Source organism: Rhodomicrobium sp. R_RK_3, from assembly GCF_002198715.1.
Taxonomy (GTDB): domain Bacteria; phylum Pseudomonadota; class Alphaproteobacteria; order Rhizobiales; family Rhodomicrobiaceae; genus R-RK-3.
Genome location: NZ_MWLK01000030.1, coordinates 201,137 through 226,332 on the forward strand (window position 1 = coordinate 201,137; position 25,196 = coordinate 226,332).

At 63.5% G+C, this 25,196-nt stretch carries 23 protein-coding genes; 16 read left to right on the forward strand and 7 right to left on the reverse strand.

The features are described 5' to 3' along the window. Positions 1–91: 91 nt before the first annotated feature. The 8 genes from BLEFHOIH_RS17200 to BLEFHOIH_RS17235 all read left to right on the forward strand — a co-directional run bounded on the left by BLEFHOIH_RS17200 (position 92) and on the right by BLEFHOIH_RS17235 (position 8,584). Entirely contained in the window at positions 92–1,237 is a 1,146-nt protein-coding gene (locus BLEFHOIH_RS17200; RefSeq protein WP_088347249.1) for a TRAP transporter substrate-binding protein, read from the forward strand. Positions 1,238–1,327: 90 nt separating this feature from the next. After that, the gene (locus tag BLEFHOIH_RS17205; RefSeq protein WP_088347250.1) at positions 1,328–1,996 is read left to right on the forward strand and encodes a TRAP transporter small permease subunit; all 669 of its coding nucleotides are present in this window, start codon (positions 1,328–1,330) and stop codon (positions 1,994–1,996) included. Next, positions 1,993–3,741 (forward strand): TRAP transporter large permease subunit, encoded by a 1,749-nt coding sequence (locus BLEFHOIH_RS17210; RefSeq protein ID WP_088347251.1) that lies wholly within the window; start codon positions 1,993–1,995, stop codon positions 3,739–3,741. Before BLEFHOIH_RS17205 ends, BLEFHOIH_RS17210 begins: the two co-directional genes overlap by 4 nt. A 145-nt stretch (positions 3,742–3,886) precedes the next feature. Next, a complete protein-coding gene (locus tag BLEFHOIH_RS17215) occupies positions 3,887–4,642 on the forward strand; it encodes an ABC transporter ATP-binding protein (RefSeq protein ID WP_088347252.1) in 756 nt (251 codons plus the stop codon). Beyond that, the gene (locus BLEFHOIH_RS17220; RefSeq protein ID WP_088347253.1) at positions 4,635–5,339 is read left to right on the forward strand and encodes an ABC transporter ATP-binding protein; all 705 of its coding nucleotides are present in this window, start codon (positions 4,635–4,637) and stop codon (positions 5,337–5,339) included. Before BLEFHOIH_RS17215 ends, BLEFHOIH_RS17220 begins: the two co-directional genes overlap by 8 nt. A 45-nt stretch (positions 5,340–5,384) precedes the next feature. After that, entirely contained in the window at positions 5,385–6,599 is a 1,215-nt protein-coding gene (locus tag BLEFHOIH_RS17225) for an ABC transporter substrate-binding protein (RefSeq protein WP_088347254.1), read from the forward strand. Between the two features lie 9 nt (positions 6,600–6,608). Then, on the forward strand, positions 6,609–7,505 hold the full coding sequence (locus BLEFHOIH_RS17230) for a branched-chain amino acid ABC transporter permease (protein WP_088347255.1): 897 nt from the start codon (positions 6,609–6,611) through the stop codon (positions 7,503–7,505). Continuing rightward, positions 7,505–8,584: a branched-chain amino acid ABC transporter permease gene (locus BLEFHOIH_RS17235; protein ID WP_088347256.1), complete on the forward strand. Its 1,080-nt coding sequence runs from the start codon at positions 7,505–7,507 to the stop codon at positions 8,582–8,584. The genes BLEFHOIH_RS17230 and BLEFHOIH_RS17235 overlap by 1 nt, the downstream gene beginning before the upstream one ends. A gap of 118 nt (positions 8,585–8,702) precedes the next feature. Here the strand turns inward: BLEFHOIH_RS17235 and BLEFHOIH_RS17240 are convergent, their stop codons facing one another. Further along, positions 8,703–9,641: a zinc ABC transporter substrate-binding protein gene (locus BLEFHOIH_RS17240; RefSeq protein ID WP_088347257.1), complete on the reverse strand. Its 939-nt coding sequence runs from the start codon at positions 9,639–9,641 to the stop codon at positions 8,703–8,705. 170 nt (positions 9,642–9,811) lie between these two features. On the opposite strand from BLEFHOIH_RS17240, the gene BLEFHOIH_RS17245 reads away from it, so the two are divergent. The 3 genes from BLEFHOIH_RS17245 to BLEFHOIH_RS17255 all read left to right on the forward strand — a co-directional run bounded on the left by BLEFHOIH_RS17245 (position 9,812) and on the right by BLEFHOIH_RS17255 (position 12,485). Then, complete coding sequence (locus BLEFHOIH_RS17245; protein ID WP_088347258.1) at positions 9,812–10,489, forward strand: DUF1007 family protein; 678 nt, start codon at positions 9,812–9,814, stop codon at positions 10,487–10,489. Positions 10,490–10,556: 67 nt separating this feature from the next. Next, positions 10,557–11,237, forward strand: a complete 681-nt coding sequence (locus tag BLEFHOIH_RS17250) for a haloacid dehalogenase type II (protein WP_088347259.1) — start codon at positions 10,557–10,559, stop codon at positions 11,235–11,237. 237 nt (positions 11,238–11,474) lie between these two features. Continuing rightward, positions 11,475–12,485, forward strand: coding sequence for a D-cysteine desulfhydrase (locus BLEFHOIH_RS17255; RefSeq protein WP_088347260.1), 1,011 nt, complete (start codon positions 11,475–11,477; stop codon positions 12,483–12,485). 81 nt (positions 12,486–12,566) lie between these two features. On the opposite strand, the gene BLEFHOIH_RS17260 is transcribed toward BLEFHOIH_RS17255, so the two are convergent. After that, entirely contained in the window at positions 12,567–13,799 is a 1,233-nt protein-coding gene (locus tag BLEFHOIH_RS17260; protein ID WP_170937218.1) for an ROK family transcriptional regulator, read from the reverse strand. A 234-nt stretch (positions 13,800–14,033) separates the two neighbouring features. Between BLEFHOIH_RS17260 and xylF the strand changes: the two genes are divergently transcribed. From xylF to BLEFHOIH_RS17280, 4 genes are all read left to right on the forward strand, one after another. After that, a complete protein-coding gene (gene xylF, locus BLEFHOIH_RS17265) occupies positions 14,034–15,074 on the forward strand; it encodes a D-xylose ABC transporter substrate-binding protein (protein WP_088347262.1) in 1,041 nt (346 codons plus the stop codon). A 210-nt stretch (positions 15,075–15,284) separates the two neighbouring features. Continuing rightward, positions 15,285–16,604 (forward strand): sugar ABC transporter permease, encoded by a 1,320-nt coding sequence (locus tag BLEFHOIH_RS17270; RefSeq protein WP_088347263.1) that lies wholly within the window; start codon positions 15,285–15,287, stop codon positions 16,602–16,604. Between the two features lie 9 nt (positions 16,605–16,613). Further along, on the forward strand, positions 16,614–17,399 hold the full coding sequence (locus BLEFHOIH_RS17275; protein ID WP_088347264.1) for an ATP-binding cassette domain-containing protein: 786 nt from the start codon (positions 16,614–16,616) through the stop codon (positions 17,397–17,399). A gap of 253 nt (positions 17,400–17,652) precedes the next feature. Further along, positions 17,653–18,813, forward strand: a complete 1,161-nt coding sequence (locus BLEFHOIH_RS17280; protein WP_088347265.1) for an integrase arm-type DNA-binding domain-containing protein — start codon at positions 17,653–17,655, stop codon at positions 18,811–18,813. Between the two features lie 383 nt (positions 18,814–19,196). Here the strand turns inward: BLEFHOIH_RS17280 and BLEFHOIH_RS17285 are convergent, their stop codons facing one another. From BLEFHOIH_RS17285 to BLEFHOIH_RS17300, 4 genes are read right to left on the reverse strand one after another with little or no spacing between them, the layout of a single operon-like run. Then, a complete protein-coding gene (locus tag BLEFHOIH_RS17285; RefSeq protein ID WP_088347266.1) occupies positions 19,197–19,430 on the reverse strand; it encodes a DUF2188 domain-containing protein in 234 nt (77 codons plus the stop codon). Positions 19,431–19,485: 55 nt separating this feature from the next. Then, positions 19,486–19,863 carry a DUF3892 domain-containing protein gene (locus BLEFHOIH_RS17290; RefSeq protein ID WP_245297070.1) on the reverse strand — a complete coding sequence of 126 codons (378 nt, stop codon included), beginning with the start codon at positions 19,861–19,863 and terminating at the stop codon, positions 19,486–19,488. A 36-nt stretch (positions 19,864–19,899) separates the two neighbouring features. Then, positions 19,900–20,616, reverse strand: a complete 717-nt coding sequence (locus BLEFHOIH_RS17295; RefSeq protein ID WP_088347268.1) for a hypothetical protein — start codon at positions 20,614–20,616, stop codon at positions 19,900–19,902. 1 nt (position 20,617) lies between these two features. Beyond that, positions 20,618–20,935, reverse strand: coding sequence for a helix-turn-helix transcriptional regulator (locus tag BLEFHOIH_RS17300; protein ID WP_245297071.1), 318 nt, complete (start codon positions 20,933–20,935; stop codon positions 20,618–20,620). A gap of 367 nt (positions 20,936–21,302) precedes the next feature. On the opposite strand from BLEFHOIH_RS17300, the gene BLEFHOIH_RS17305 reads away from it, so the two are divergent. After that, positions 21,303–22,568 (forward strand): Fic family protein, encoded by a 1,266-nt coding sequence (locus BLEFHOIH_RS17305; RefSeq protein WP_210191582.1) that lies wholly within the window; start codon positions 21,303–21,305, stop codon positions 22,566–22,568. Positions 22,569–22,835: 267 nt separating this feature from the next. Here BLEFHOIH_RS17305 and BLEFHOIH_RS17310 read toward each other — a convergent pair whose 3' ends face one another. Beyond that, on the reverse strand, positions 22,836–25,193 hold the full coding sequence (locus BLEFHOIH_RS17310; protein ID WP_088347270.1) for a 2OG-Fe(II) oxygenase: 2,358 nt from the start codon (positions 25,191–25,193) through the stop codon (positions 22,836–22,838). Positions 25,194–25,196 lie beyond the last annotated feature (3 nt).

Here is a 25,196-nt window from a genome sequence, read left to right on the forward strand (position 1 = left end):
CCGAGAATGAAAATATGGGCGGCTCGATCCGCTCATCTAAGGGGCTCCACGCCAAGAATGGCGGGAGCAAGGAAACATTGGAGGAGAGTCAATGTCCCAGCATGAAGCTCAGACGAGCAAAACCGTCGATCGCCGCAAATTCCTGCGAGGCGCCGCGATCGCAACGGCGGCATCCGCCATCGCCGCGCCGACCGTGGTCCGCGCCCAAGGCCCGATTTCCATGCGCTGGCAGAGCACCTGGCCGTCGAAGGATATCTTTCACGAATACGCCCTCGATTTCGCCAAGAAGGTGAATGACATGACGGGCGGCGAACTCAAGATCGAAGTGCTGCCGGCCGGCGCCGTGGTGCCCGCGTTCCAGCTTCTCGACGCCGTCTCCAAGGGCGTGCTCGACGGCGGTCATGGCGTTATCGTCTATCATTACGGCAAGCAGACGGCGCTGGCGCTTTGGGGGTCGGGGCCGGCCTTCGGCATGGACGCCAACATGCTCTTGTCCTGGCACAAATATGGCGGCGGCAAGGAGCTGTTGGCCAAGCTGTATGAGTCCATCGGCGCCAATGTCGTCTCGTTCCCCTACGGGCCGATGCCGACGCAGCCGCTCGGCTGGTTCAAGAAGCCGATGGCTTCGGTCGACGATTTCAAGGGCCTGAAATTCCGCACCGTCGGCATCTCGATCGACGTGTTCACGGGCCTTGGCGCGGCGGTCAACGCCCTGCCCGGCGGCGAAATCGTCTCCGCCATGGATCGCGGCCTGCTCGACGCGGCCGAGTTCAACAACGCCTCTTCCGACAAGGCGCTCGGTTTCCCCGACGTGTCGAAAGTGTGCATGCTGCAAAGCTATCACCAGAATGCCGAGCAGTTCGAGATCACCTTCAACAAGACCAAATATGACGGCCTCCCCGAGAAGATGCGGGCCATCATCGCCAATGCCGTAGAGGCGGCCTCGGCGGATATGTCCTGGAAGGCCATCGACCGCTATTCGACGGACTACATCGACCTGCAGACCAAGAGCAACGTCAAATTCTACAAGACGCCGGACGCGATCTTGAAGAAGCAGCTCGAGGCCTATGACGAGGTGGCGAAGAAGAAGGCCGGCGAAAATCCGATCTTCAAGGAGATCGTCGAGTCCCAGCTCGCCTTCGCCAAGCGCGTGACCCGATGGGAGAACGACACGGTGGTGAGCCGGAAGATGGCCTTCGACCATTATTGGGGTCCGAACGCCAAGGCGCCGATCTAGCAACTCGCTCACGAGAGAAGGGCACCATTCGGATCTTGCGACCCGGATGGTGTCTTCTTGCCGATCCCTCCTTAAGCCCGGCGGCTCCGCATGACGGTACAACGCTTCCTGCATACGATTGACGGCATCAGCACATGGGTGGGCAAGGCGGCCGCCTGGCTGATCGTGCTGCTGATGACGGTCGTCTGTGTCGAGGTCATCAAGCGCTATTGGCTCAATTCGCCGACGGCCTGGATCTTCGACGCCGAAAACATGATCTACGGTTCGCTGTTCATGCTCTGCGGCGCCTATACGCTAGCGCAGAACGCGCATGTGCGCGGCGACTTCCTCTATTCCTCGATGCGGCCGCGCACCCAGGCCCTGCTCGACCTGGTGCTGTACATCGCCTTCTTCCTCCCCGGCATCGCCGCGCTGATCTATGCGGGCACCGAGTTCGCCGCCGATAGCTGGCGCATCGGCGAGCATTCGAACGTCACGGCGGAGGGGCCGCCGATGTACCACTTCAAGACCGTGATGCCGATCGCGGGCGCGCTGGTGATGCTGCAGGGCATCGCCGAAATCGTGCGCTGCGTCATGTGCCTCAAGACGGGCGAATGGCCGACGCGGCTGAAGGACGTGTCCGAGATCGACGTGGTCGGAGAGCAATTAGCCAACAGCGAATATGTCGATGAAGAATCACGAAAAATCGCCATCGAGCGGGCGCACGAAATCGACGAGCTGGCGCGGCAGCGCGGCATGGGGGGAGACTTGCAGAAATGAGCGATCCGGCACTGGGGTTGCTGATGCTCGGCCTGATCGTGGTCGTCATCATCATGGGATTTCCGACGGCCTTCACGCTGATGGGCCTCGGCATGGTCTTCGGCTTCATCGCTTTCTACGAGCCCGGCCAAGCCTTTAGCGACAACCGCGTGTTCGAGCTGATGGTCCAGCGCACCTATGGCGCCATGACCAACGACGTGCTCATCTCCGTGCCCCTCTTCGTGCTCATGGGGTATGTGATGGAACGTGGGGCACTTGTCGACAAGATGTTCTATTCCATCCAGCTCGCCTTCCGGAAGGTGCCCGCTGCACTCGCCGTCGCGACGCTGATCGTGTGCACCTTCTGGGGCATTGCCTCGGGCCTCGTCGGCGCGGTCGTCGTGCTGATGGGCGTCATCGCCTTCAACCCGATGCTGCGGGCGGGCTATGACGTCAAGCTCGCCTCGGGCGTCATCACCGCCGGCGGCACGCTCGGCATTCTGATCCCGCCCTCGGTGATGATCATCGTCTACGCCGCCGTCGCCGGGCAGTCGGTGGTCAAGCTCTACGCCGCCGCCATGTTCCCCGGCTTCTTCCTCGCCTTCCTCTACCTCGTCTATATTATCGGCTGGGCGCTCATCAATCCCAAGATCGCGCCGCCGCTGCCGGAAGACCAGATGCGGGTGCCGGTGCCGGACTGGATGCGCAAATTCCAGGCCGCCTATTCCAACAATATGTTCTTCGGTCTGCTCTCCGCGCTCGCCTCGCCGGGCCGCGCCAGGGAGATCCAGACCGCGGAAGGCCGCATCGGCTATTGGGTGCTGCTGAAGAATTTCGCCGCCACGCTGGTGCCCTTCGCCATCGTCGCCGGCACCATGTGGCTGATCTGGTGGTATGTCGTCATTCACCAGCAGGCCGCGCCGGAAACCACCGTCGTCGGCCTCGAGCAGCTCGGCTCGCCGGGCCTCAGCGCTCCGGCGCCGAGCGAGGCCGAGCAAGGGCCGGGGACGGCGTTCTATCAATGGTTCGCCGGCATTTGCGGCGTGCTGCTCCTGTTGCAGATCCGCTATTACCGCAAGCTCGACGCCGACCGGCTCCAGGTCATCAAGCTCTTGACCTCGTCGGTCGCCCCGCTCGGCATTCTCACCGTGCTGGTGCTGGCGGTCATCCTGCTGGGCATCACCACGGCGACCGAATCCGCCGGCGTCGGCGCGGCGGGCGCCTTCCTCCTCGCCCTGCACGCCAGGACACTGGACTGGAAGCGCACCAAGGAAGCCGTCTTCCTGACCGCCAAGACCACCGCCATGGTGTGCTGGCTGTTCGTCGGCTCGGCGCTGTTCTCGGGCGTGTTCGCGGTGCTCGGCGGGCAGGCGCTGGTCGAGCAATGGGTGCTCTCGCTCGATCTGTCGCCGGTTCAGTTCATGATCCTGTCGCAGGTCATCATCTTCATCCTCGGCTGGCCGCTGGAATGGACGGAGATCATCGTCATTTTCGTGCCGATCTTCCTGCCGCTCCTGAAGCATTTCAGCATCGATCCGGTGCTGTGGGGCGTGCTGGTCTTCGTGAACCTGCAAGCGGCCTTCCTGTCGCCGCCGGTCGCCATGTCGGCCTTCTACCTGAAGGGGGTCTCACCCCCGCATGTGACGCTCAATCAGATCTTTGCGGGTATGATGCCCTATATGGCCGTCATCGTCGTCTGCATGGTTCTGATGTATATCTGGCCCGGACTGACGCTCTGGCTGCCGGAATATCTCTACGGCAATTAGCCTGGCCGGGTGGTCGCCGCCTTCAAAATTCCCATGCTAATCCAGCATTTGAATTTTGAAGGCATAATCCGTCCTGGTAATTTACAGCATCATAAGAAAGCGCGTATCTAAAGCGCGCGGACACGCCAAGGGGTAGGCCGGTTTCATGGCAGACGAGTTCATCATCAGGACCGAAGGATTGACCAAGGAGTTCAAGGGCTTCATCGCCGTGAACAACGTCAATCTGAATGTCCGGCGCGGCTCGATCCATGCGTTGATCGGCCCGAACGGCGCCGGCAAGACCACCTGCTTCAACCTCATCACCAAATTCCTCACCCCGACGCGCGGCCAGATCCTCTATAACGGCGCCGACATCACCCGTGACAAGCCTTATGAGATCGCGCTGAAGGGCCTCGTCCGCTCCTTCCAGATCTCGGCGACCTTCCCGCATCTGACCGTGCTCGAAAATGTCCGCATCGCCTTGCAGAGGAAGCTCGGCACCTCCTTCCATTTCTGGAAATCGGATCGGACGGTCGAGGTGCTGGATGAGCGGGCGCTCGAGCTGATCGAGCAGGTCGGCCTCTCGGCCTTCGTCGACCGCGAGGCGGTCGAGCTGTCCTATGGCCGCAAGCGCGCGCTGGAGATCGCCACCACCATCGCGCTCGATCCGGAAATGCTGCTGCTCGACGAGCCGATGGCCGGCATGGGCCGCGAGGACGTGCTGCGCATCTCCCAGCTCATCCGCAAGGTCGCCAAGGGCCGCACCGTCCTGATGATCGAGCACAATCTTTCCGTCGTCGCCGATCTGTCCGACGTCATCACCGTGCTGGCGCGCGGCGAAATTCTGGCCGAAGGGCCATATGCGGTGGTGTCGAAGCACCCCGATGTCGTCGATGCCTATATGGGGACCGGACATGGCTGAGACTGTGCTTTCGGCGAACGACCTGCAGGGCTGGTACGGCGAGTCCCACATCCTGCACGGCATGAGTTTTGAAGTGCGCGACGGCGAAGTCGTGACGCTGCTCGGCCGCAACGGCTCGGGCAAGACCACGACCATGCGCGCCATCATGGGCATCCTCGGCAAGCGCAAGGGCTCGATCCAGTTCAAGGGCGCCGAGACCATCGGCCTGCCCTCGAACGCCATCGCCAGGCTGGGCGTCGCCTATTGCCCGGAGGAGCGGGGCATTTTCGCCAGCCTGAACGTGAAGGAAAATCTGCTGCTGCCGCCGAAGGTGGCGCCGGGCGGCATGAGCCTGGACGAAATCTACGAGATTTTTCCGCGTCTGCGGGAGCGGGCGGGCAGCCAGGGGACGAAGCTCTCCGGCGGCGAGCAGCAGATGCTCGCGATCGCGCGCATCCTGCGGACGGGCGCGAAATTCCTGCTGCTCGACGAGCCGACCGAGGGGCTTGCGCCGGTCATCGTGCAGCAGATCGGCGCCACCATCAAAACCCTGAAGGATAAAGGCTTTACCATCCTCTTGGTGGAGCAGAATTTTCATTTTGCCTCGACCCTGGCCGACCGGCACTATGTCGTCGAGCATGGCCATGTGGTCGACATGATCAGTAATGATGCGCTCGAGGCCAATAAGGGGAAACTGCAAGCCTATCTCGGCGTCTGACCCCGCGAAGCGGGCCGCCGGGCACTGAAATCCAAGGAGGAAACCATGAAGAAACTGACAGTCCTGGCGGCGGCCCTCGCGCTCAGCGCGAGCTACGGCGCGGCCAATGCGCAGGTCTCCGGCGACACCGTGAAAATCGGCGTGCTGAACGACCAGTCCGGCCCCTATTCCGACCTCGCGGGCAAAGGCTCGTTCATCGCCGCGCAGATGGCGGCCGAGGATTTCGGCGGCAAGGTGCTCGGCAAGCCGATCGAGATCATCACCGCCGACCATCAGAACAAGCCCGACATCGCATCGAACATCGCCAATCAGTGGATCGACACGGAAAATGTCGACGCCATCGTCGACGTGCCGACCTCGTCCGTCGCGCTCGCCATCCAGGAAATCACCAAGAACAAGAACCGCGTCCATATCAATTCCGGCGCCGCCTCGTCCGACCTGACTGGCAAGAACTGCTCGCCGACCGGCGTCCACTGGACCTATGACACCTACGCGCTCGCCAAGGGCACCGGCGGCACGCTGGTGAAGGAAGGCGGCGATAGCTGGTTCTTCATCACCGCCGATTACGCCTTCGGCCATGCGCTCGAGCGCGACACCACGGCCGCCGTCACCGCCGCCGGCGGCAAGGTGGTGGGCGCGGTGCGCCATCCTTTCCCCGGCACCACCGACTTCTCGTCCTTCCTGTTGCAGGCGCAATCCTCCGGCGCCAAGGTCGTCGGCATCGCCAATGCCGGCACCGACACCATCAACACCATCAAGCAGGCGGGCGAATTCGGCCTCGTCGCGGGCGGCCAAAAGCTCGCCGGCCTGCTCGTATTCCTGTCCGACGTCCACAGCCTCGGGCTGAAGACGGCGCAGGGCCTCGTCGTCACCGACGGCTGGTACTGGGACCGCGACGATGAGACCCGCGCTTTCGCCAAGAAATTCGCGGCCCGCAACGGCGGCAAGATGCCGACCATGGTGCAGGCCGGCGTCTATTCCGGCATCTCGCATTATCTGAAGGCCATCGACGCCGCCAAGACCGACGAGGCCAAGGCCGCCGTCGCTAAGATGAAGGAGCTGCCGATCAACGATTTCTTCGCCAAGAACGGCAAGGTCCGCGAGGATGGCCGCATGGTGCATGACATGCTGCTCGTCCAGGTGAAGAAGCCGGAAGAATCCAAAGGCCCGTGGGATTATTACAAGATCTTGAGCGTCATTCCGGGCGATGAAGCCTACCGTCCGATGAAGGCCGAGTTCGGCTGCTCGCTGGTCAAGTAAGGATACGAGATGTCGTCGATCTGGGCGTTCCTCGGGATACCGCCGCAAGCGCTGTTCGGCCAGCTCATGGTCGGGCTGATCAATGGCGCGTTCTACGCGATGCTGTCCTTGGGACTCGCCCTGATCTTCGGTATGCTCAACATCATCAATTTCGCGCATGGCGCCCTCTATATGATGGGCGCCTTCGCGGCCTATTTCCTGCTCAACTTCTTCGGCATCGGCTATTGGCCGGCGCTGCTGCTGGCCCCACTGATCGTCGGCGCTTTCGGCATGGTGATCGAGCGGCTGTTCCTGAAGCAGCTTTACGGGCTCGACCATCTTTACGGCCTCCTGCTGACCTTCGGCCTGGCGCTCATTCTCGAAGGCGTCTTCCGCGAGCTTTACGGCTCCTCCGGCCTTCCCTACGCGCCGCCGCCCGAGCTGACGGGCGGCTATAATCTCGGCTTCATGTACCTGCCGACCTATCGCGGCTGGGTGGTGGTCGCCTCGGCGATCGTCTGCATCGGCACCTGGCTGCTGATCGAGAAGACTAGGCTCGGCGCCTATCTGCGCGCCGCGACGGAGAACCCGGCGCTGGTGCAGGCTTTCGGCATCAACGTGCCGGCGATGATCACGCTGACCTATGGCCTGGGCGTGGCGCTCGCCGCCTTTGCCGGCGTCCTCGCCGCGCCGATCTATTCGGTGAACCCGCTGATGGGCTCGAACCTCATCATCATCGTCTTTGCGGTGGTGGTGATCGGCGGCATGGGCTCGATCCTGGGCTCGGTGATCACCGGCTTCATGCTCGGCCTCCTGGAAGGGCTGACCAAGGTGTTCTACCCGGAAGCCTCCAATACGGTGATATTCGTGGTGATGGCCATTGTGCTGCTGATCAAGCCGCAGGGCCTCTTCGGTAGGGCGAATTGATGAGCGCGAAATCGAACGGCTCGGCCGCCACCCCCGTCCTCTATACCGTGCTGCTGGCCGTCGCCATCGCCGCGCCATTCTTCGTCTATCCGCAATTCCTGATGCGCGGCCTGTGCCTTGCGCTGTTTGCCTCCGCCTTCAACCTGCTGCTCGGCTATGTCGGCCTGTTGTCCTTCGGCCATGCCGCCTTTTTCGGCTTCGCCGCCTATGTGACGGGGCATCTGGCGAAATTCGGCACGGTGTTCCTGCCCTATTTCACGCCGTTTTCGACGCCGCGCCTGCACTGGCTGGAAATCCCGATGCCGCCCTGGACGCCGGAGCTGGCCATCCTCGGCGGCGCCTTCGCGGCGACGCTGCTCGGCCTCATCATCGGCGGCATCGCCATCCGGCGGCAGGGCATCTATTTCGCCATGGTCACGCTGGCGCTGGCGCAGATGCTGTATTTCTTCTGCGTGCAGGCCCCCTTCACCCATGGCGAGGACGGCATCCAGGCGATTCCGCGCGGCTATCTGTTCGGCGCCATCGACATGAATAACAGCCTCAGCATGTATTATTTCGTGCTGGCGGCCTTCATCCTCTGCTTCCTGATCATCCAGCGCACCATCCATTCGCCCTTCGGCCAGACGCTGAAGGCCATCCGCGAGAACGAGCCGCGCGCCATCTCGCTCGGTTACAATGCGGACCGGTACAAGCTGCTGGCGTTTGTGATCTCGGCCGGGCTGGCGGGGGTTGCGGGATCGCTGTTCGCGCTGGTGTTCCAGATCGCGACCTTGAACAATGTGCACTGGCATACGTCCGGCGAGGTCGTGCTGATGACGCTGCTGGGGGGCATGGGCACCGTGCTCGGGCCGATGGTCGGCGCGTTCCTGGTGGCGGGGATTCAGCAATATCTGGCGGCGTTCGGCGCCTGGGTGTCGATCTTCCAGGGCATCATCTTCGTCGCCTGCGTGCTCTTGTTCCGGCGCGGCATCGTCGGCGAGATCCAGGCCTTCCGTCGCGGCGGCAACAAAGCCGAGGAGGAAGCGCCCGCTCCGGCCGTCACCAGCCACTCCGCCGCGCCTTCGCCGGCGGGTGAGTGATATATCCCGTCGCCCCGGCCGTCAGAGCCGGGGCCCACTCGCCTCTCCTCTTGCCGCAGTGCCCGCGAAGCTGATTGGGTCCCGGCGCACCGCTGCGCGGTGTCCGGCACGACGAATGCTACTTCAAACACCCCTCAAGGCTCTCCGTCAGCTTGGTCAGGAGCTGAAAATACAGCTCCGGCCCGGGCTCCAGCGCCGCCCCGAGGCCGTCGAGCGTGCCGGTCCTGGCATCGGTGCCCTCGATCACCGTCTGCACCAGCTTGGGCTCGAATTGCGGCTCGGCGAACACGCAGGGCGAGCGCGAACGGGCGATGCGGGCGCGGATGGCGGTCAGGCGGGCGGCGCCGGGCTGGTTCTGCGGCCCCAGCGTGATCGAGCCGGCGGCGTGAATGCCGAAATGCGCCTCGAAATATTGATAGGCGTCGTGGAAGACGATGAAGTCCCGGCCCGCCAGCGCCGCCAGCCGGGGCCGCAGATCGGCGTCGAGCCCGGCCAGCCGCGCCTTCAATTTTTCGGCATTGGCGGTGAACAGCGCCGCCTGCTGCGGCCGCGCCGCGCCGAACACCGCCGCCAGATGGTCGGCGATCACGGCGGCATTGGCCGGGCTGAGCCACAGATGCGGATCGTAGACGCCCTCGTCATGCCCATGCCCGGCCTCCTCCTGCGCGTCGTGGACATGCGGCTCGAAGGTGCCGCTGACCCGCGCCGGCAGCAGCGCGATGCCGGGAAGCTCCGCCAGCGTGACGATTTTGGCGTCCTGCGACAGGCTGTGGATCGGCCGGTCGAGAAAGCTCTCCAGATTGCGGCTGACGCGGATGACGATCTCGGCGCCGCTCAGCGTGCGCGCATCGGACGGCCGCAGCGAGAAGGTGTGCTCCGACGCCGCGCCCTTGACCAGCAATTGCGGCGCGCCCGCGCCCTCCATCACGGCCGCGGCGAGCGAGTGGACCGGCTGGATGGTGGCGACCACCCTCAGCGGACCGTCGCTCCCCTCATGCGCCCGCGCCGCGCCGATCCCGAGACCGGCCAGGACGAGGGCGGCAAAAATTCCACGCATCGCTGCTTCCCCGCAACCCAATAAATGTTATACCATAACTCAAATAGCATTCCGGCGGCGAAAGGCCAGCTTTTTCCAATCCAAGCTTCGCCAAAATTTGCCAGTAAAGCTCCAAACTGGTACTGCCAGCGCCATCGGCCGGCAGCACGTATTCCACGGGAGACGATCACATGCGGCGCTTTCACCTGATCCTCCCGGCCGTCCGCGCCGTGCTCGCGCTCGCCGCCCTCATCGCGCCGTCGGCCGTCGCCGCCCATCCCCATGTCTGGGTCACGGTCGAGACCGAGGTGGTTTACAACGAGCAGAAGGCCATTACCGGCTTCCGGCACAAATGGACTTTCGACGAGGGCTATTCCCGCTTTGCCGTCGAGGGCCGCGACCTCAACCGCGATGGAAATTACGACCGTGAGGAACTGGCGGAACTGGCGGAGGTCAATATCAGTTCACTGAAGGAATTCGACTTCTTCACCTTCCCAAAGCTCGGCGGCACGCTTTTGCCCCGGGAGGAGCCGAAGGATTACTGGCTCGAATATCATGACGGCCTGCTGACCCTCTACCTGACCCTGCCGCTGACGACGCCGCTCGCCGCCGACAAGATCAAGAACTTCTCCTTCGCGGTGTACGACCCCACGTTCTACGTCGATTTCGCCCTGGCCGAGAAAGACCCGATCCGGCTCAGCGCGGCCCCGCCCGGCTGCGCCCCGGTGATCAAGGAGCCGCATCCGGACGCCGCCCAGCGCGGCGCGCAGACCTTGAGCCAGGCTTTTTCCGGCAATCCGGACGCCGAGGCCGCCAGCATCGCCGAGCAATACGCCCGCTCGGTCCACATCGTCTGCCCGGCCGGCTGAACCGGGCCGGCCGGCAGCCGCCCCCGCAGGCCGCACCCCGGCAGACAGCGAATTAGGAACCGCCGCTATGAGCTATCCGACCGTAAAAGCTGTGCTTTTCGATGCCTATGGGACGCTTTTCGACGTGCATTCGCCGATGGCGAGCCTTGCCGCCGAAATCGGGCCGGATGCCGCCGCCATTTCCGAATTATGGCGCTCGAAGCAGCTTCAATATACCTGGCTGCGCAGCCTGATGGGATCGCACGCCCCGCTTGACGTGGTGACGGCCGAGGCGCTCGATTTCGCCCTCAATCAATATGGCATCGCCGATCCGGGCCTGCGCGAGCGCCTGCTCGGCCTCTATCTCAAGCTCGAGGCCTATCCGGATGCGGTGCGGGCCTTGCGCGCGCTGAAGGAGCGCGGGCTGGTGACGGGGATCTTGTCGAACGGGGCGCCCGATATGCTGGAGAGCATCGTCGAGACGGCCGGGCTCGCCGATCTCGTCGACCATGTGCTGTCGGTCGAAAGCGTCGGCATCTACAAGCCGCATACCCGTGTCTACCGCCTCGGCGAGGAGCGGCTGCAATTGCCGGTGAGCATGATCGGCTTCGTCTCGGCCAATGGCTGGGACGCGGCGGGGGCGGCGAATTACGGCTTTGCGGTGATCCACCTGAACCGTTTCGAGCAGCCCGCCGAAAACCTGCCCGGCAAGCCCACGCTGGTGCTGAAGAGCCTCGACGAAGCAGCGGCGGCGATCCTCAACGGCTGATGCGCCCTTAAACGAGATCAGCGCGAAGGCGGGGCTCCGGTTCGCGCAGCGCAAGCAGTTTGGCGCTCTCGGTAAAAGGGACTTCCTCCCGCAATGCCCTCGATGCGGCATCTCGCGCTTTCCGCAATTCGCCGTTGGGCGCGCCGCGCTTCGCGGCTAGATTAGCGGCATTACCAATTCGCATGAAGCGCTTGGCCGGGGCGGCCCATGCCTCCCCGCGAGCGACTGGAGGTTAGGGTGCAGCTATCCCGGTTTCCGCGCGTCCGTCTCGCGCATCTGCCGACGCCGCTTGAACCGATGCCGCGCCTGACGGCCCATCTCGGCGGCCCGCAAATCTGGATCAAGCGCGACGACTGCACCGGGCTTTCCAGCGGCGGCAACAAGACCCGCAAGCTCGAATATCTCATCGGCGACGCGCTCGCCCAGGGCGCCGACATGGTGCTCACGCAAGGCGCGACGCAGTCCAACCACGCCCGCCAGACGGCGGCGGCGGCGGCCAAATTCGGCCTCGCCTGCCACCTGCTGCTCGAAGACCGCACCGGCAAGACCGACGAGGCCTACCGCGCCAACGGCAATGTGCTGCTCGACTTTCTGCATGGCGCGACGGCCGAGGAACGCCCCGCCGGCATCGACATGAATGCCGAGTTGGAAAAGGTCGCCGAGCGGTTCCGGGCGGCAGGCAGAAAACCTTATCCGATCGTCGGCGGCGGCTCGAACCCGGTCGGCGCGCTCGGCTATGTCGGCGCGGCGCAGGAACTGATGGCGCAGGCGACCGAATTGGGGCTGACCATCGACACGCTGGTCACCGCGACCGGCAGCGCGGGCACCCAGGCGGGTCTCGTCGCGGGGCTGGTCGCCGCCCGCAGCGGCATCCCGGTGCTCGGCATCGGCGTGCGCGCGCCGAAGGAGAAGCAGGAAGACAATGTCTTCAAGCTGGCGGAAAAGACCCTTGCGCATATGGGCCTCGCCGATGTCGTGCAGCGCTCCGACGTGGTGGCGAATTGCGACTATGTCGGCCCCGGCTACGGCTTTCCCGCGCCCGGCACCATTGCCGCGATTAAGCTGGTGGCGGAGCTGGAGGGCATCCTGCTCGACCCGGTCTATTCCGGCAAAGGCATGGCGGGGCTGATCGACCTGGTGAAACGCGGATTTTTTGCAAAGGCGAGCAATATCGTTTTCCTGCACACCGGCGGCAGCGTCGCTCTGTTCGGCTATCCGCAGGATTTCGGGTTCGCAAAACTGGCCTAAAACGCCTCCCGCGCCACCAGAGGCAGGGTGTCCACCAGGCCAGAGGCTTCTCTCGGGTGAAGGCGGCATCGCGGCTCTGGATCAGCTCGGCGGATCGGCGAACTGGTCGTCCAGCGCGAGAAGCGCCCGCATCACGCAGCCCTGACGCACCAGCGGGGCATCATTCGGGATGAAGTGCAGCACGATGCCTGGCCGCTTGCGCGAGGGCATGGCGTTCCTGACCACCGCGGATTGCGAGATCGACGCGCGGATGGCCGGCTCCAGCAGTTGCCGGGTGATGGTCGCGCTGCCGATGAGGGCGACGGGAAACGGGTCGGTCAGCGCGTAGAGATTGGCGAGACCGGTGCCGATGGCGCGGCCGGCCTCCTCGATCGCGGCATGGGCATCCGCGTCGCCGGCAAGGGCGGCCGCGACGATGGCCTCGATTTCCTGCGCCGACACGGAATTGGACGGCGCCGAAGTCTCCGGCAGCCGGCTCGCCCGCCGCTTGATGCCGTAATCCGCCGCATAGGCCTCGATGCAGCCGCGCGCGCCGCAACGGCACAGCGCGCCGTCCGGGCGGTACACCATATGGCCGAATTCGGTGCCGGAGGTGTGTGAGCCGTTCACCGGTCCGCCCCGGCGAAAAAAGCCCATGCCGACGCCGTGGGCGACCAGGATGGCGGCGAAGTCGTTGGCGAAGGTTTCCGGATCGCCCCAGTTCAGCGCCCGGGCGATGAGGTCGCATTCATTGGCGATCCGCACGGGCACATCGAATTCGGCCTCCAGCCAGCTCCGCACGGGAAGGTTCCGCTCCTTCATCACCGGCGACCAGATCAGCTTGGTTCCGTCGATGTCGGCGATGCCCTGGATGCCGATGACGATGCCGCGGAGCCTGGCATGCGGCGTGCCGGCCGAGGCGAGCGCGTCTCTCATGCAGCGGGCAAGCGCCTTGCGCAGCATGGCGGCGCTGGCGCGCTGCGTGTCGATCGTCAGGGCGCTGTCGGCGAGCGGCACGCCCGCATAATCCACGATGGCCGCCGATATCGCATTGAGCTGGAAACTCATCGCCCCGACGATGCCGGCCCGCGGATTGAGCCCGAGATCGACCTTTGGCCTGCCGCGCCCGTTCGCCGCCACATCGCCCCGCGCCGGGCCGATGAGCACGTTTTCAGCAATGAGATCCGACGTGATGGCGGAGACTGTCGCCGCGCTGAGGCCGGTTTCGCGGCTGATATCGGTGCGGGACATTTGCCCCTTGCGCCGGACGGCGGCCAGGATGCGGCTGCGGTTGTTGCGGCGCAGCTCGTCGGAGCGGGTAGCGGCTCCCCACAATTGTTCGTCCCTCCGACCAGGATGTCCTGATTGCGCAAGCTGTCCCGCGCCGGTTGAAATTGTTTGCCAATAATACCGAACGTCTTCGACCTTGTCACATCTTGACATGGCTTATGCTTTCGATCAGTCTTTATTTCGAGGATCAAAAAAAGTGGCCAGTCCGACCGGAGACCGTTCCGACTGCGGACCACTTGAGCCTCGGGCTCGCTAGGGAGCGCACTGGGAGGATTGAGCATGAATCGTGTTTTGGGGGCACTCCTTGCGGGTGCCGTCGTCGCATCCGTATGTCCCGGTCAGGCCGGCGCCGCAGGCAAAGTCATCGGCGTGTCCTGGTCGAATTTCCAGGAAGAGCGCTGGAAGACCGACGAAGCCGCGATGAAGAAGGCCATCGAGGCCAATGGCGATAAATACGTCTCCGCCGACGCCCAGGCCTCGGCCGCCAAGCAACTCACCGACATCGAGAACCTGATTTCCCAAGGCGCCAACGCGCTGGTGATCCTGACCGTCGACAAGGACGCCATCGGCCCCGCCATCGACAAGGCGGCGGCGGAAGGCATCGCGGTCGTCGGCTATGACCGGCTGATCGAGGACAAGCGCGCCTATTATCTCACCTTCGACAATGTCGAGGTCGGCCGCCAGCAGGCCAAGGCCGTGCTCGCCGCCAAGCCGGAAGGCAACTACGCCTTCATCAAGGGCGACAAGGGCGATCCGAACGCGGATTTCCTGCTGAGCGGGACGCTCGAAGTGCTGAAGGCCGCCATCGACTCCGGCAAGATCAAGAAGGTCGGCGAGACCTACACGGACGGCTGGAAACCCGACAACGCGCAGAAGAACATGGAGCAGATCCTGACCGCCAACAACAACAAGGTGGACGCGGTCGTCGCTCAGAATGACGGCATGGCCGGCGGCGTGATTGCCGCTCTTTCGGCGCAGGGCCTCGCCGGCACGGTGCCGGTGTCGGGCCAGGACGGCGACCATGCGGCGCTGAACCGAGTGGCGCGCGGCACGCAGACCGTATCCGTCTGGAAGGACGCGCGTGAGCTCGGCAAGACGGCCGGCGACATCGCATCGGCCCTGGCCAGCGGCAAGAAGCTGACCGAAGTCGCGGGCACGCAGAAATGGTCGGGCGGCGCCAAGAAGGTCGAGATGCAGGCCACCTTCCTGAAGCCGATCGCGATCACCAAGGACAATCTCAACCTCGTCATCGAAGCCAGCTGGATCCCGAAGGCGAAAGCCTGCGAAGGCGCCAAGCCGGGCGTGAAGGGCTGCGAGTAGTCGCAGCGAAGCAGCCGGGGGGCAGCGGCGGGGGCACCTGAACGGTGCCGCCGTTTCCGGCCGTCATCCGGATCGCTAGAGCCCAAGTGGCGATCCGGCGTCCGGCCGCACTGGCCTGCCTCCGCGCCAATACGATCGCGCGCGGATCTTCCGGCGTCCTTTTCCCCGCTCTACATTGTCTGACGACGCGTGGCTTGGGAGAGCCAACAGATGACAGCCGATGCAACCTCCGCAGAAGCGCGCGATACCCACCCGGGCGGCCTCGCCGCCGTCCTGCGGGCCACCGAGATCGACACGCGGCTGCTCGGCATGGTCGGCGCCCTGGCGCTGATCTGGATCGGCTTTCACCTTTACGGCGCCATCGTCAACGGCTTCGGCACATTCCTCACCCCGCGCAATCTCTGGAACCTGTCTGTCCAGGCCGCCTCGATCGGGATCATGGCGACCGGCATGGTGCTGGTGATCGTGACCCGCAACATCGACCTCTCCGTCGGGTCCGTGCTGGGCGTCTGCGCCATGGCGATGGCGATCATGCAGGTCTGGGTGCTGCCGGAAATGCTCGGCCTCGGCCATCCCGCGATCTGGGTGATCGCGGTGCTGACCGGCCTCGCGACGGGGACGATGATCGGCGCCTTTCACGGCTACCTGATCGCCTATCTGCAAATTCCCGCTTTCATCGTCACGCTGGGCGGCCTGCTGGTCTGGCGGGGCGCCGCATTTTTCATGGCGCGCGGTGAGACGATCGCGCCTGTCGACAGCACCTTCGCCCTGCTGGGGGGCGGGCCATACGGCGCTATCGGCGCGGCCGGGAGCTGGATCGTCGGCCTCCTGGCCTGCGCGGCGGTGGTGTTGCTGCTGCTGTCGGCGCGCAAGCAGCGCCGGCGCTTCCAGTTTCCGCTGCGCCCGGTCTGGGCGGAGATTTTGCTGGCGGTGATCGGCTGCGCCGCGATCATCGGCTTCGTGCTGACGGTCAACGCCTATCCCTGGCCGATCGGCATCGTCCGCCAGTTTGCGGAGCGGACCGGAGTCGCGATCCCGGAGGGCGGTCTGTTCATCTCGCACGGCTTTGCGATCCCCGTGCTGATCCTGATGGCGGTCGGCATCGCCATGACGGTCCTGATCACCCGCACGCGGTTCGGCCGCTATGTTTTCGCCATCGGCGGCAATCCGGAAGCGGCGGAGCTCGCCGGCATCAACACGCGCTGGGTGACGCTGAAGATTTTTGCGCTGATGGGCTTTCTGTGCGGGCTGTCCGCCGCGGTGGCCAGCGCGCGGCTCAACTCGGCGACCAACTCGCTAGGCTCGCTCGACGAATTGTATGTCATCGCCTCGGCGGTGATCGGCGGCGCGTCGCTGGCCGGCGGCATCGGCACGATCTATGGCGCCATCCTGGGCGCGCTGGTCATGCAGTCGCTCTATTCGGGCATGGTGCTGATCGGCTTCGACGCGGCGGCGCAGCAGATCGTGGTCGGCACGGTGCTGGTCGTGGCGGTCTGGATCGATCAGGTCTACCGCCGGCGGACGGTTTAGGAGGCGCCCATGTCGACATCGTCAGCAGCCACCCCCCTGGTCGAGATGCGCGACATCTCCATCGCCTTCGGCGGCGTCAAGGCGGTCGATCGGGCCAGCCTCGAACTTTATCCCGGCGAAGTGGTCGGCCTGCTCGGTCACAACGGCGCCGGCAAATCGACGCTGATCAAGATTCTCTCCGGCGCCTATGCGCGCGACGCAGGCCAGATCTTCATCGACGGCCAGGAGGCCCGGATCGACAATCCGCGCGACGCCAAGGCCTACGGCATCGAGACCATCTACCAGACGCTGGCCCTCGCCGACAATGTGGATGCGGCATCCAACCTGTTCCTCGGCCGCGAATTGCTCACCGCCTGGGGCACGCTCGACGATGCGGCGATGGAATCGCAGGCGCGCCAGGTCATGGGCCGGCTCAACCCGAATTTCCGCCGTTTCAAGGATCCGGTCAAATCGCTGTCGGGCGGGCAGCGCCAGTCGGTGGCCATCGCCCGCGCCATCCATTTCAACGCCCGCATCCTGATCATGGACGAGCCGACCGCCGCGCTCGGGCCTGCGGAGACCGCGCAGGTCGGCGAGCTGATCAAGCAGCTCAAGCGCGAAGGCATCGGCATCTTCCTGATCAGCCACGACATCCACGACGTCTTCGACCTCGCCGACCGGGTGACGGTGATGAAGAACGGCAAGGTCGTCGGCTCGGCGCGGACCAGCGACGTCAGCAAGGACGACGTGCTCGGCATGATCATCCTCGGCAAATGCCCCCCGGGCGCCATTCCCGGCCCCGGCGCGGCGTCGTAGGCGCTTGCCGCGAACTCGGCAGATTGGCGTCGCCAGGCCGCTGCTGCGCCGGATTTCACTCTGCTGGCGTCGACTCGGGATGCGTGGGGAGAATGGTGCCGCAAGAGGGCACCAAGCCAACCTCTCACTGCGTCGCTTGGGATCTCCTGCGATATCATAAATCTTAGCCACATCAAAATATTACTGTCTCTGCTTGTCTCCATTCATCGCTTCGCATAGCATCCAAGCAGCTGCTTTTGGTATGGGCTAAGGTATGGGCAAGCTGACCGATGTGAGGGTGCGCAAGACGGCACAGACCGGATTGCACAATGATGGATTCGGCCTCTATCTAAAGGTGACGGGCAGCGGCGCGCGGTCCTGGATTTTCCGGTTCAAGACCGGCGGCCGCGCACGCGATATGGGGCTCGGGCCATATCCTGAAATTTCGCTCGCCGAAGCCCGTGAGAAGGCTGCTGATGCCAGGAAGCTGACACGACAGGGCATCGACCCTATCGAAGCTCGCAAAGCTGATGGCAGGGCCGCCAACGGGATGACATTCGACAAGGCTGCGGCGGCCTACATCCAGGCCCACAAAGCGGGCTGGCGCGGGGCGCGAACGGCGCACCGCTGGCAATCGGAGCTGGAGCGCTACGCCTATCCTGCCTTCGGTAAGCGCGATGTGGCCACCGTCACCGTTGACGATGTGCTGCGCGTCCTCGCACCGATCTGGGCGACAAAGAATGAGACAGCGTCAAAGGTCCGCGAACGCATCGAAGCCGTGCTGGATTGGGCAGGGGCCAAGGGCTACCGCACGGGCGTGAACCCGGCAATGTGGCGCGGCAACCTGAAGCATCTCCTGCCAGCCCGCGCCAAGGTTCACACAGTCCAACATCATCCCGCCCTGCCGTGGCAGGAGCTACCTGCCTTCATGGCGGACCTACGCGGCCGTGACGCGCTCGCTGCCCGGGCGTTGGAGGTCACCATCCTGACTGCATGCCGCACGAGCGAAGTCCTCAACGCGGATCGCTCTGAATTGAATGGCGATCTATGGGTGATACCAGCCAAGCGGATGAAGGGGCAAAAGGAGCATCGCGTGCCGCTCTCCACTCAGGCGTGCGCAATCATTTCATCGCTGCCCCATCTTGCGGGCATTAGCTACGTCTTTCCCGGTCATCGTGACGGTCGTCCATTGTCGGGCATGGCCATGGAAATGCTTCTGCGGCGCATGGGCCGCGACGACATCACTGTGCACGGCTTTCGTTCCACGTTCCGCGATTGGGCAGCCGATACAACCGATTTTCCTAGAGAAATTAGTGAATTGTGTCTAGCGCATGAAGTTGGCAGTGAAGTTGAGCGCGCCTATCGACGAAGTGACCTGTTGTTTAAGCGTAGAGAACTGATGCGGAGATGGGGTGATTACTGCTGCCAGATATAGTGCAGAAAGGCAGCTACGCCCATGTCGCGATAGATGCAGGTCGGCCAGGACATCTCGCTGAAGGCAGGAAACGATCTCGCCATCGAGGGCCCCCAAGGTCGAGGCGGTGCGCTACATCCTTGCCGAAGCCGTCGGAGGTCGAAAGCATTTGGTGTCCGCCGGCCCGCCGACGAAGTTGATCGCCGGATCGGCTAGGTGCATGCCGATGCACCGGTTTTGATTGCGTCCGCGTGACGCCGATCGGTCGTGCGTGCCGATGACGGCACGGTACCCCGGCGACGCGGCAGCTATGGTCCCTCCCTACTGCCGCGCCGCGCTATTGTGAAAGATGCGTGGCCCTACAGTGAACAGATCCGTAAGCCGCCGCCCGTGGCCGTGACCGCTTAATGCTTCTTGTCCTTCGGCGGATGCGGGTCATTGCCGTAGCTGTCGCTATCGTGGATTGTGCCGTCCTTCTTATGGATCACGATCTCAACATTCTCGCGCCTTGCCTGTTCCCGCGCTCTTTCCAGCGCCTCCGCCTTCGTGCCGGTCACGACGCCGGCCCGGCCGGCACCTTCCTTCTTCGTCGCCCACCCGTCTTTGTGAGGCACGACATGGATGTCTTTCTTGCTCATGGTCGTCTTCCTTTGCTTAGAAATTGGGGGCTTTCGCCTCCGGACATTGTGCCGCTCAGCCGACACATTCATACAGCGACAGCAGATTGTTCGGCTGCTCGCCGTCCGCCACGGTCTTTAGGTATTTGTTGCCGAACCGGCTTACCGCCACGGTCACGTCGACTGCCTGGCCGCCGGTCCGCACGAAGAACTGCCATTTCTTGGCCTCCATGCCGGCGATGGCGTCTTCCTGCGAAAGCTTCCATCGTGAGCCGTCGGTGTTCTGACCGCCGATCGCCCGGATGCGCTCATGGGCGTTATAACGATCGGTTTTGTTGATGCATTTGATTTCGTGTTTTGAGGCCATGCCGTTGATTCTCCTTCCGTCTAGCACCGCGTGCCGTTCAAAACGGCAAAACGCTGATCCGCAGATCTGCGTATCACGACGGCGCACGATCTTCAAGCCCGCGCGGTCAACCGATGGATTTTGTTAACCGAACAGCGCCTGGCCCTGTGCTTCGCCGAGCAGGCCAAGCTTCATAAGGCGAACGCGCGCAGCATCCACGGAGACCTGGAATCCTTCACTGACGCGGCGCGCGAGGAGGCCGCCTAATTCGCTGTGCGGCGCAACGGCGCCGTAATGGCCGTGTTCCGTCAGGACGGCCTCAACGGCCCGCCTGACATAGCTCACCGGCATCAAGAGCGCCCCGCAGCCATAGCCAGCTTGCCATTCCATCCAGTCCGTCTGTGGCAGCGCCAAGGGGTCGGCGTCGCGTTTGCACATGGTGCGGAAGGTATCGCCGGCATCGAACAGGCTGCGCTGGCTTTGCGCCATCTGGAACAGATAGCCGTGCAAACGCACATGCGTATACTCATGAGTGAGCGTGGTACGCAGTCTATTCTCCCGCCGGTCGTCATCCGTCAGTTTGGCTGAAATCTTCACTGCCGGCCGGCGTTCTGGAAGGAACTGAGTAAGCCCCTCCACATCAGGTCCGTAGCCTGAGAGGTCTGCATAGCAGTCAAGGTCCGAGGCGTCTCGCTCGATCAGTTTTTTTAGATCCTCGGTATCGATCGGAAATCTAATTTCACCGTGCCGGGCGCAAAGAAACGTCGTGATGAGCCGCTCACATTCACGGTCAAGCTCAGCCGGTTCGTAATGCGGCCGTTCGGGAAAGCGGCCCGTCGCATCTTTCACATGCCGCACCATCTCAACCTTTCTTCCCCTCCGTCTTCCTGCGAAAGGCAACCATCCCCTCTTTGAATTTTTCTGGTGGTAGCCTCTGGCTGCGCTCCAGCTCGGGAAAGCGGCCATTGAGGTAATGCAGATAGTCGGCGTCTAAACCAAGCACGCTTGCAAATTGGCTGATCATGTGATCGCTCGACGGGCTGCGTCGATCGCGCTCGATATCGTTTAGATATTGGGCAGAGATCGCTTCTTCATCCTCACGACGTATCTTTGTCGCCAGCTCCTTCTGGCTTAGCCCGAGCTCTTTTCTTTTCGCGGCAATTACCCCTCCCAACGTCACATCGCTCAACAGCCATCTCCCCTGTAGCGTTTAACAACTAAACAGCTTATTAGCGTATCAGTTTGCTCACTGGCCTACCAATCAACTCCCTACGCGGCAAGGCCCCTGACGCTCAAATCCGCGAACGGTACCCCTTATCTGCTTCGCCTCCAGGCTGTCAGCTTAGGCTTCCTGCTTCCAACGCCGTTTCTCGCCTTCATCTGTCAGGCACGTCCCCGCAGCCGATACTGCTGCCGCGTGGAGCCGAGCATTTGCCCAATTGGCAGGAACTGGCTAGAAAACTGGGTAAAGGACTGGCTGAAACTGGAGCGATTCCTCCTCTCCGACTGCTCTATGTCGTTGATTTATCTACCATGAGGGACGGGTTGTGACTGAGAAACTGGCAAAAAAACTGGACAAAAAACCGGCGAAGAAACTGGCAACTAAGGCCGCGCCGACGGATCGCGACGAGCTCGTATCGAGCATGGAGCCAATGCTCATTAGCACGGAGTCACGGCACCGCGCGCGCCTCAACGAGCTGGTGTTCGAACTCAATACTGCCGCGACGCAGTTCCGGACCAGCCTGCCCGAGGGCATGGTAGGCGCCATTTGCGATGTGGTCCGCTCGATGAACTGCTATTACAGCAACCTCATCGAAGGCCATAATACACATCCCATCGATATCGAACGAGCACTGGCCGGCGACTACAGCCAGGACACCGAGAAGCGCAATCTGCAGAAAGAGGCCAAGGCGCACATCGCCACACAGCGATGGATCGATGAAGGTGCGCTGGCCGGCAAGGCGGCCACAATGCAAGCGGTGCTCGACGTCCACAAGCGCTTTGAAAGCGCTTTGCCTGCCGACTTGCTTTGGGTTGAGGAGCCGGGCACCGGACGCCGTGAGCCGGTCGTCCCCGGCGAACTACGCCACAGCGATGTCCGGGTCGGCCAGCATATCGCGATCAGCCCGGGCGCGGTACCGCGCTTTCTCCAGCGCTGGGAGGAAGCGTATGCCCGGCTCGGCAAATCCGAGACGGTTCTCCAGGCCGCCGCTGCCCATCACCGTCTGCTCTGGATCCACCCCTTCTCCGACGGCAATGGACGGGTGGCCCGGCTAATCTCCTACGCGATGCTGCTGGAGGCGCTCAACAGCGGCGGGATCTGGTCGATCGCCCGTGGCCTGGCGCGCAAGCAGGACGAATACAAGGCGCATCTGGCCAGCTGTGATCTGCAGCGTCGCAACGACCTCGACGGGCGCGGTAACCTCAGCGAGGAGGAGCTGGCCTCGTTCACGGCCTTCTTCCTCGAATGCTGTCTTGATCAGGTGAAATTCATGGCCGAGCTCATGCAGCCGGCGGCCCTTCGCAAGCGTGTGCTCGACTGGGCCAAGGGCGAAGAGCAGGTCGGGAGCTTAATGCCGAACAGTACGAAGATCCTCGCGCACATCCTCACGCATCGCGAGCTGGAGCGTAAAGACATGCCCGAGATCACCGGTTTCAAGATGGACAAGGCGCGCCGGGTTGCCGCCCTGCTCAATAAGCGCGGAATTATCAAGGCCGACACCCACAAGTCGCCGTTCCGCATTGCCTTTCCGGCGGAGCTGGCACCCGGGCTGCTACCCGGTCTTTATCCGGCGTTGCCGGACCGCACATGACCGCCTACGTGAACCACATCCATTAAGGACGAAAACATGTCTGCCCGCGAGGGGATTGTCGCTGAAGCGCGACATACTTGAAATCATTGCTTTTTCGATCTCCGTAACATCGAGCGCTGCCTGTCGGCCGCAGCCTTGCCGCCATCCATGGTGCTAGTGCTGGTGGCGGCGGTATCGGCAGGTGGGGCGATCGATTTGGGCGGTGCTGCACTTTTGGTCCGGCCAGCCGGTGCGGAATCTCAAATTGCAAATCCAGCCCACGCGCCTCTATTCGGATCCGATCGAAGAAAGTCCATGGTGAATCACTGTGATATCGGCGAGGTCTTGTTTGCGCTGGGTGACGCGTCGATTGTAGCTCGCCTGGTTCTTGGTGCAGATCAGGCTGTGTGGCGATCCTTTGCGCAGCGTCTCGGTATCGACGTCAGCGCTGGCGCGGCGGATCTCGTTCTCGACATGCGTGCGGATCTGCTGGGCGGCTCGCAGCGTCCAGTTCTCGCGGCCGGCGTCAGCAAGAAATCCAGAAAGCGCGCTGCAATGCTGGCATTCGCAGCCGATTGCGCTCGGACGGGTCCAGTTACGTGGCGCCTCGAGCGGTTCGGCGATACGTGTTTCGAGGTGTGTAACGCAGGCGTTGCGCAAGGCGTCGAAAGCCGCCCCACCGTGACGACGTTCCTGCAACAAGCGCGTTGCTGCCGGCACAAGCACGCGATCGAGACCGAAATGCTGTGGCCAGGCGAGAATGTGGGCCGCGGCGTGCTTGGCAAGCCCAACATCGACGCGGTCCACGACCCCGACGAGATCGCCAACGAATGTTGCATCGGGCTTTACCCCTCTCGATCGGCCCCACTGGTCCTTGGGGGCGGAAGCCGGATCGCCTGGAAGATAGTCGACAAGAGCCCGCGCGACGCCGAACAGCAGCGCCGGCTTGTTCGCGAAGGCTCCATTTAGAGCACCGGCAAGCAGCGCGCCACACGAACCAAGCGCGTCCACGGCATGCGCGGCGACGATCTTCCGCAGGGTTTCGGCGGCACGATCGTGAGGAAAGAGCGCCACGACTTCCAGAATAGCGGCATTGTCGGCTTTGTCATGGCCTTGCCGGCTGACCAGCTTGTCGAGGATCGCCTCGACCGGCGCGAGATCGCCAAGGCGGGCGAGCAGGCTGAGCATGCGTCCGAGATAGCTCGGCTCAGCGCTTTCCCGCCCGTACCAACTGTGCTCCGGCCAAGCCGCGATCATATGCCCGGCGAGTTCCAAGGCTTGCTGTTTGTGCTCCAGGCCTTTCTTCGGGCCGGCCACCTGCCACTTGTCCAAAAGCCCTTCCAGATATGGCAGCGTAGCCTCGAGTCCCGCCTGGTTAAGGACGGCAAGGATGCGGCTGCTTGGCCAGATCACCAGCGCCGCGCGCGCATAGGTTCGGTCGAATGAGGCGCCTTCGTTGCCGGTCGCCTCACGGAAATGCTCCTCGTCCGGTTCCATATTGTCGAGCGCGGTCGTCGGCGACACCTCCTCGTCGACGATAGGCAACGTTCCGAGCGCCGTTGGCGCGCCATCGGGCCGGCGCCACTCCGACAGCGATCTAGCGTCGTCGAGAACCTCGATGACCTCGAACTCGGCGGAATGCTCCTCTTCGCCCGCGTCGCGCCGACCGCGGCGATAGTGCCAGTTTTCGCGGCCAGTGTACTCGGCCGAGCCGCTTTCCCAGACTGTGAGGAGGGCAAGATGCAGATCGCATGCCGCGCGAGGCGCCGCTGCGGTGAGCAGCCGGGCAATCGCGGCGTCGGCGCCTTTCAGCGTTTCGAAGGCCAGCTCGGCGGGCGTGTAAGCATGCTCCAGCAGATAGACGATTTTCTCGGGAGAAGCTACGTCGTCTGCGGCATTGCCGATGTGGTCCCGATTGTCGGCTTCGTCCTTGGTCTGCGCCCACGCCCCAAGGAGAGACGCGACGCGCTCAGTCTCGGCCTCGTAGCTCGGTGGCTCCGGTGCCCGGCCCTTACCCTCACGCACAAGGTTGAACACCAGCGTTGCGCGGCAACCTGTCGTGACCGGCAGCACCTCGTGCGTGCAGTCTGCGTAGAAGGCCGCGAAGGCGATCTCGGAGGGCTCCCCTGTGTGGAGATCGAGCCGCGCTTTGCGATCCTTATGTTGGACGATTAGTTCACCGCCCTCAGACTGCGACGGCAGCGCGACGACCAGCGTCGCGAACATTCCCGGCGCTTTCTCGGTATCGCGATGACTGACGAAGAAACTGCCCTTGTCATAGACGAGCAGCTTGTAGAGTTCCGCGGTGACCGGTCCGGCAACGCCCAAACCTTCGGCGGCTCGCGCCACGATGCCATTGATTGTCTGGAGCCAATGTTTGCCTCCGATAGCAACTCGGCTCGCCTCGATCTGCCATGTGCGGCGGATCTTTGTGTCAACAACGGTTTCCGAGCCGCGCCCGAACGGAGCGCGCGTTGCCGCTTTGATCAGTTGCTTTGCCTGCGCCGGCAATAGTGGCAGCGCGATCACGCCGACGCCATCGACGTCGATCAGTGGCGCCAGGAATTCGGCGCGGCCAGCGACGTAGTAGTCGCCCGGACGCTCGACGTCGGCCAGAATCTCGGCCAGTTCCTGGGTGACGGTCATCGC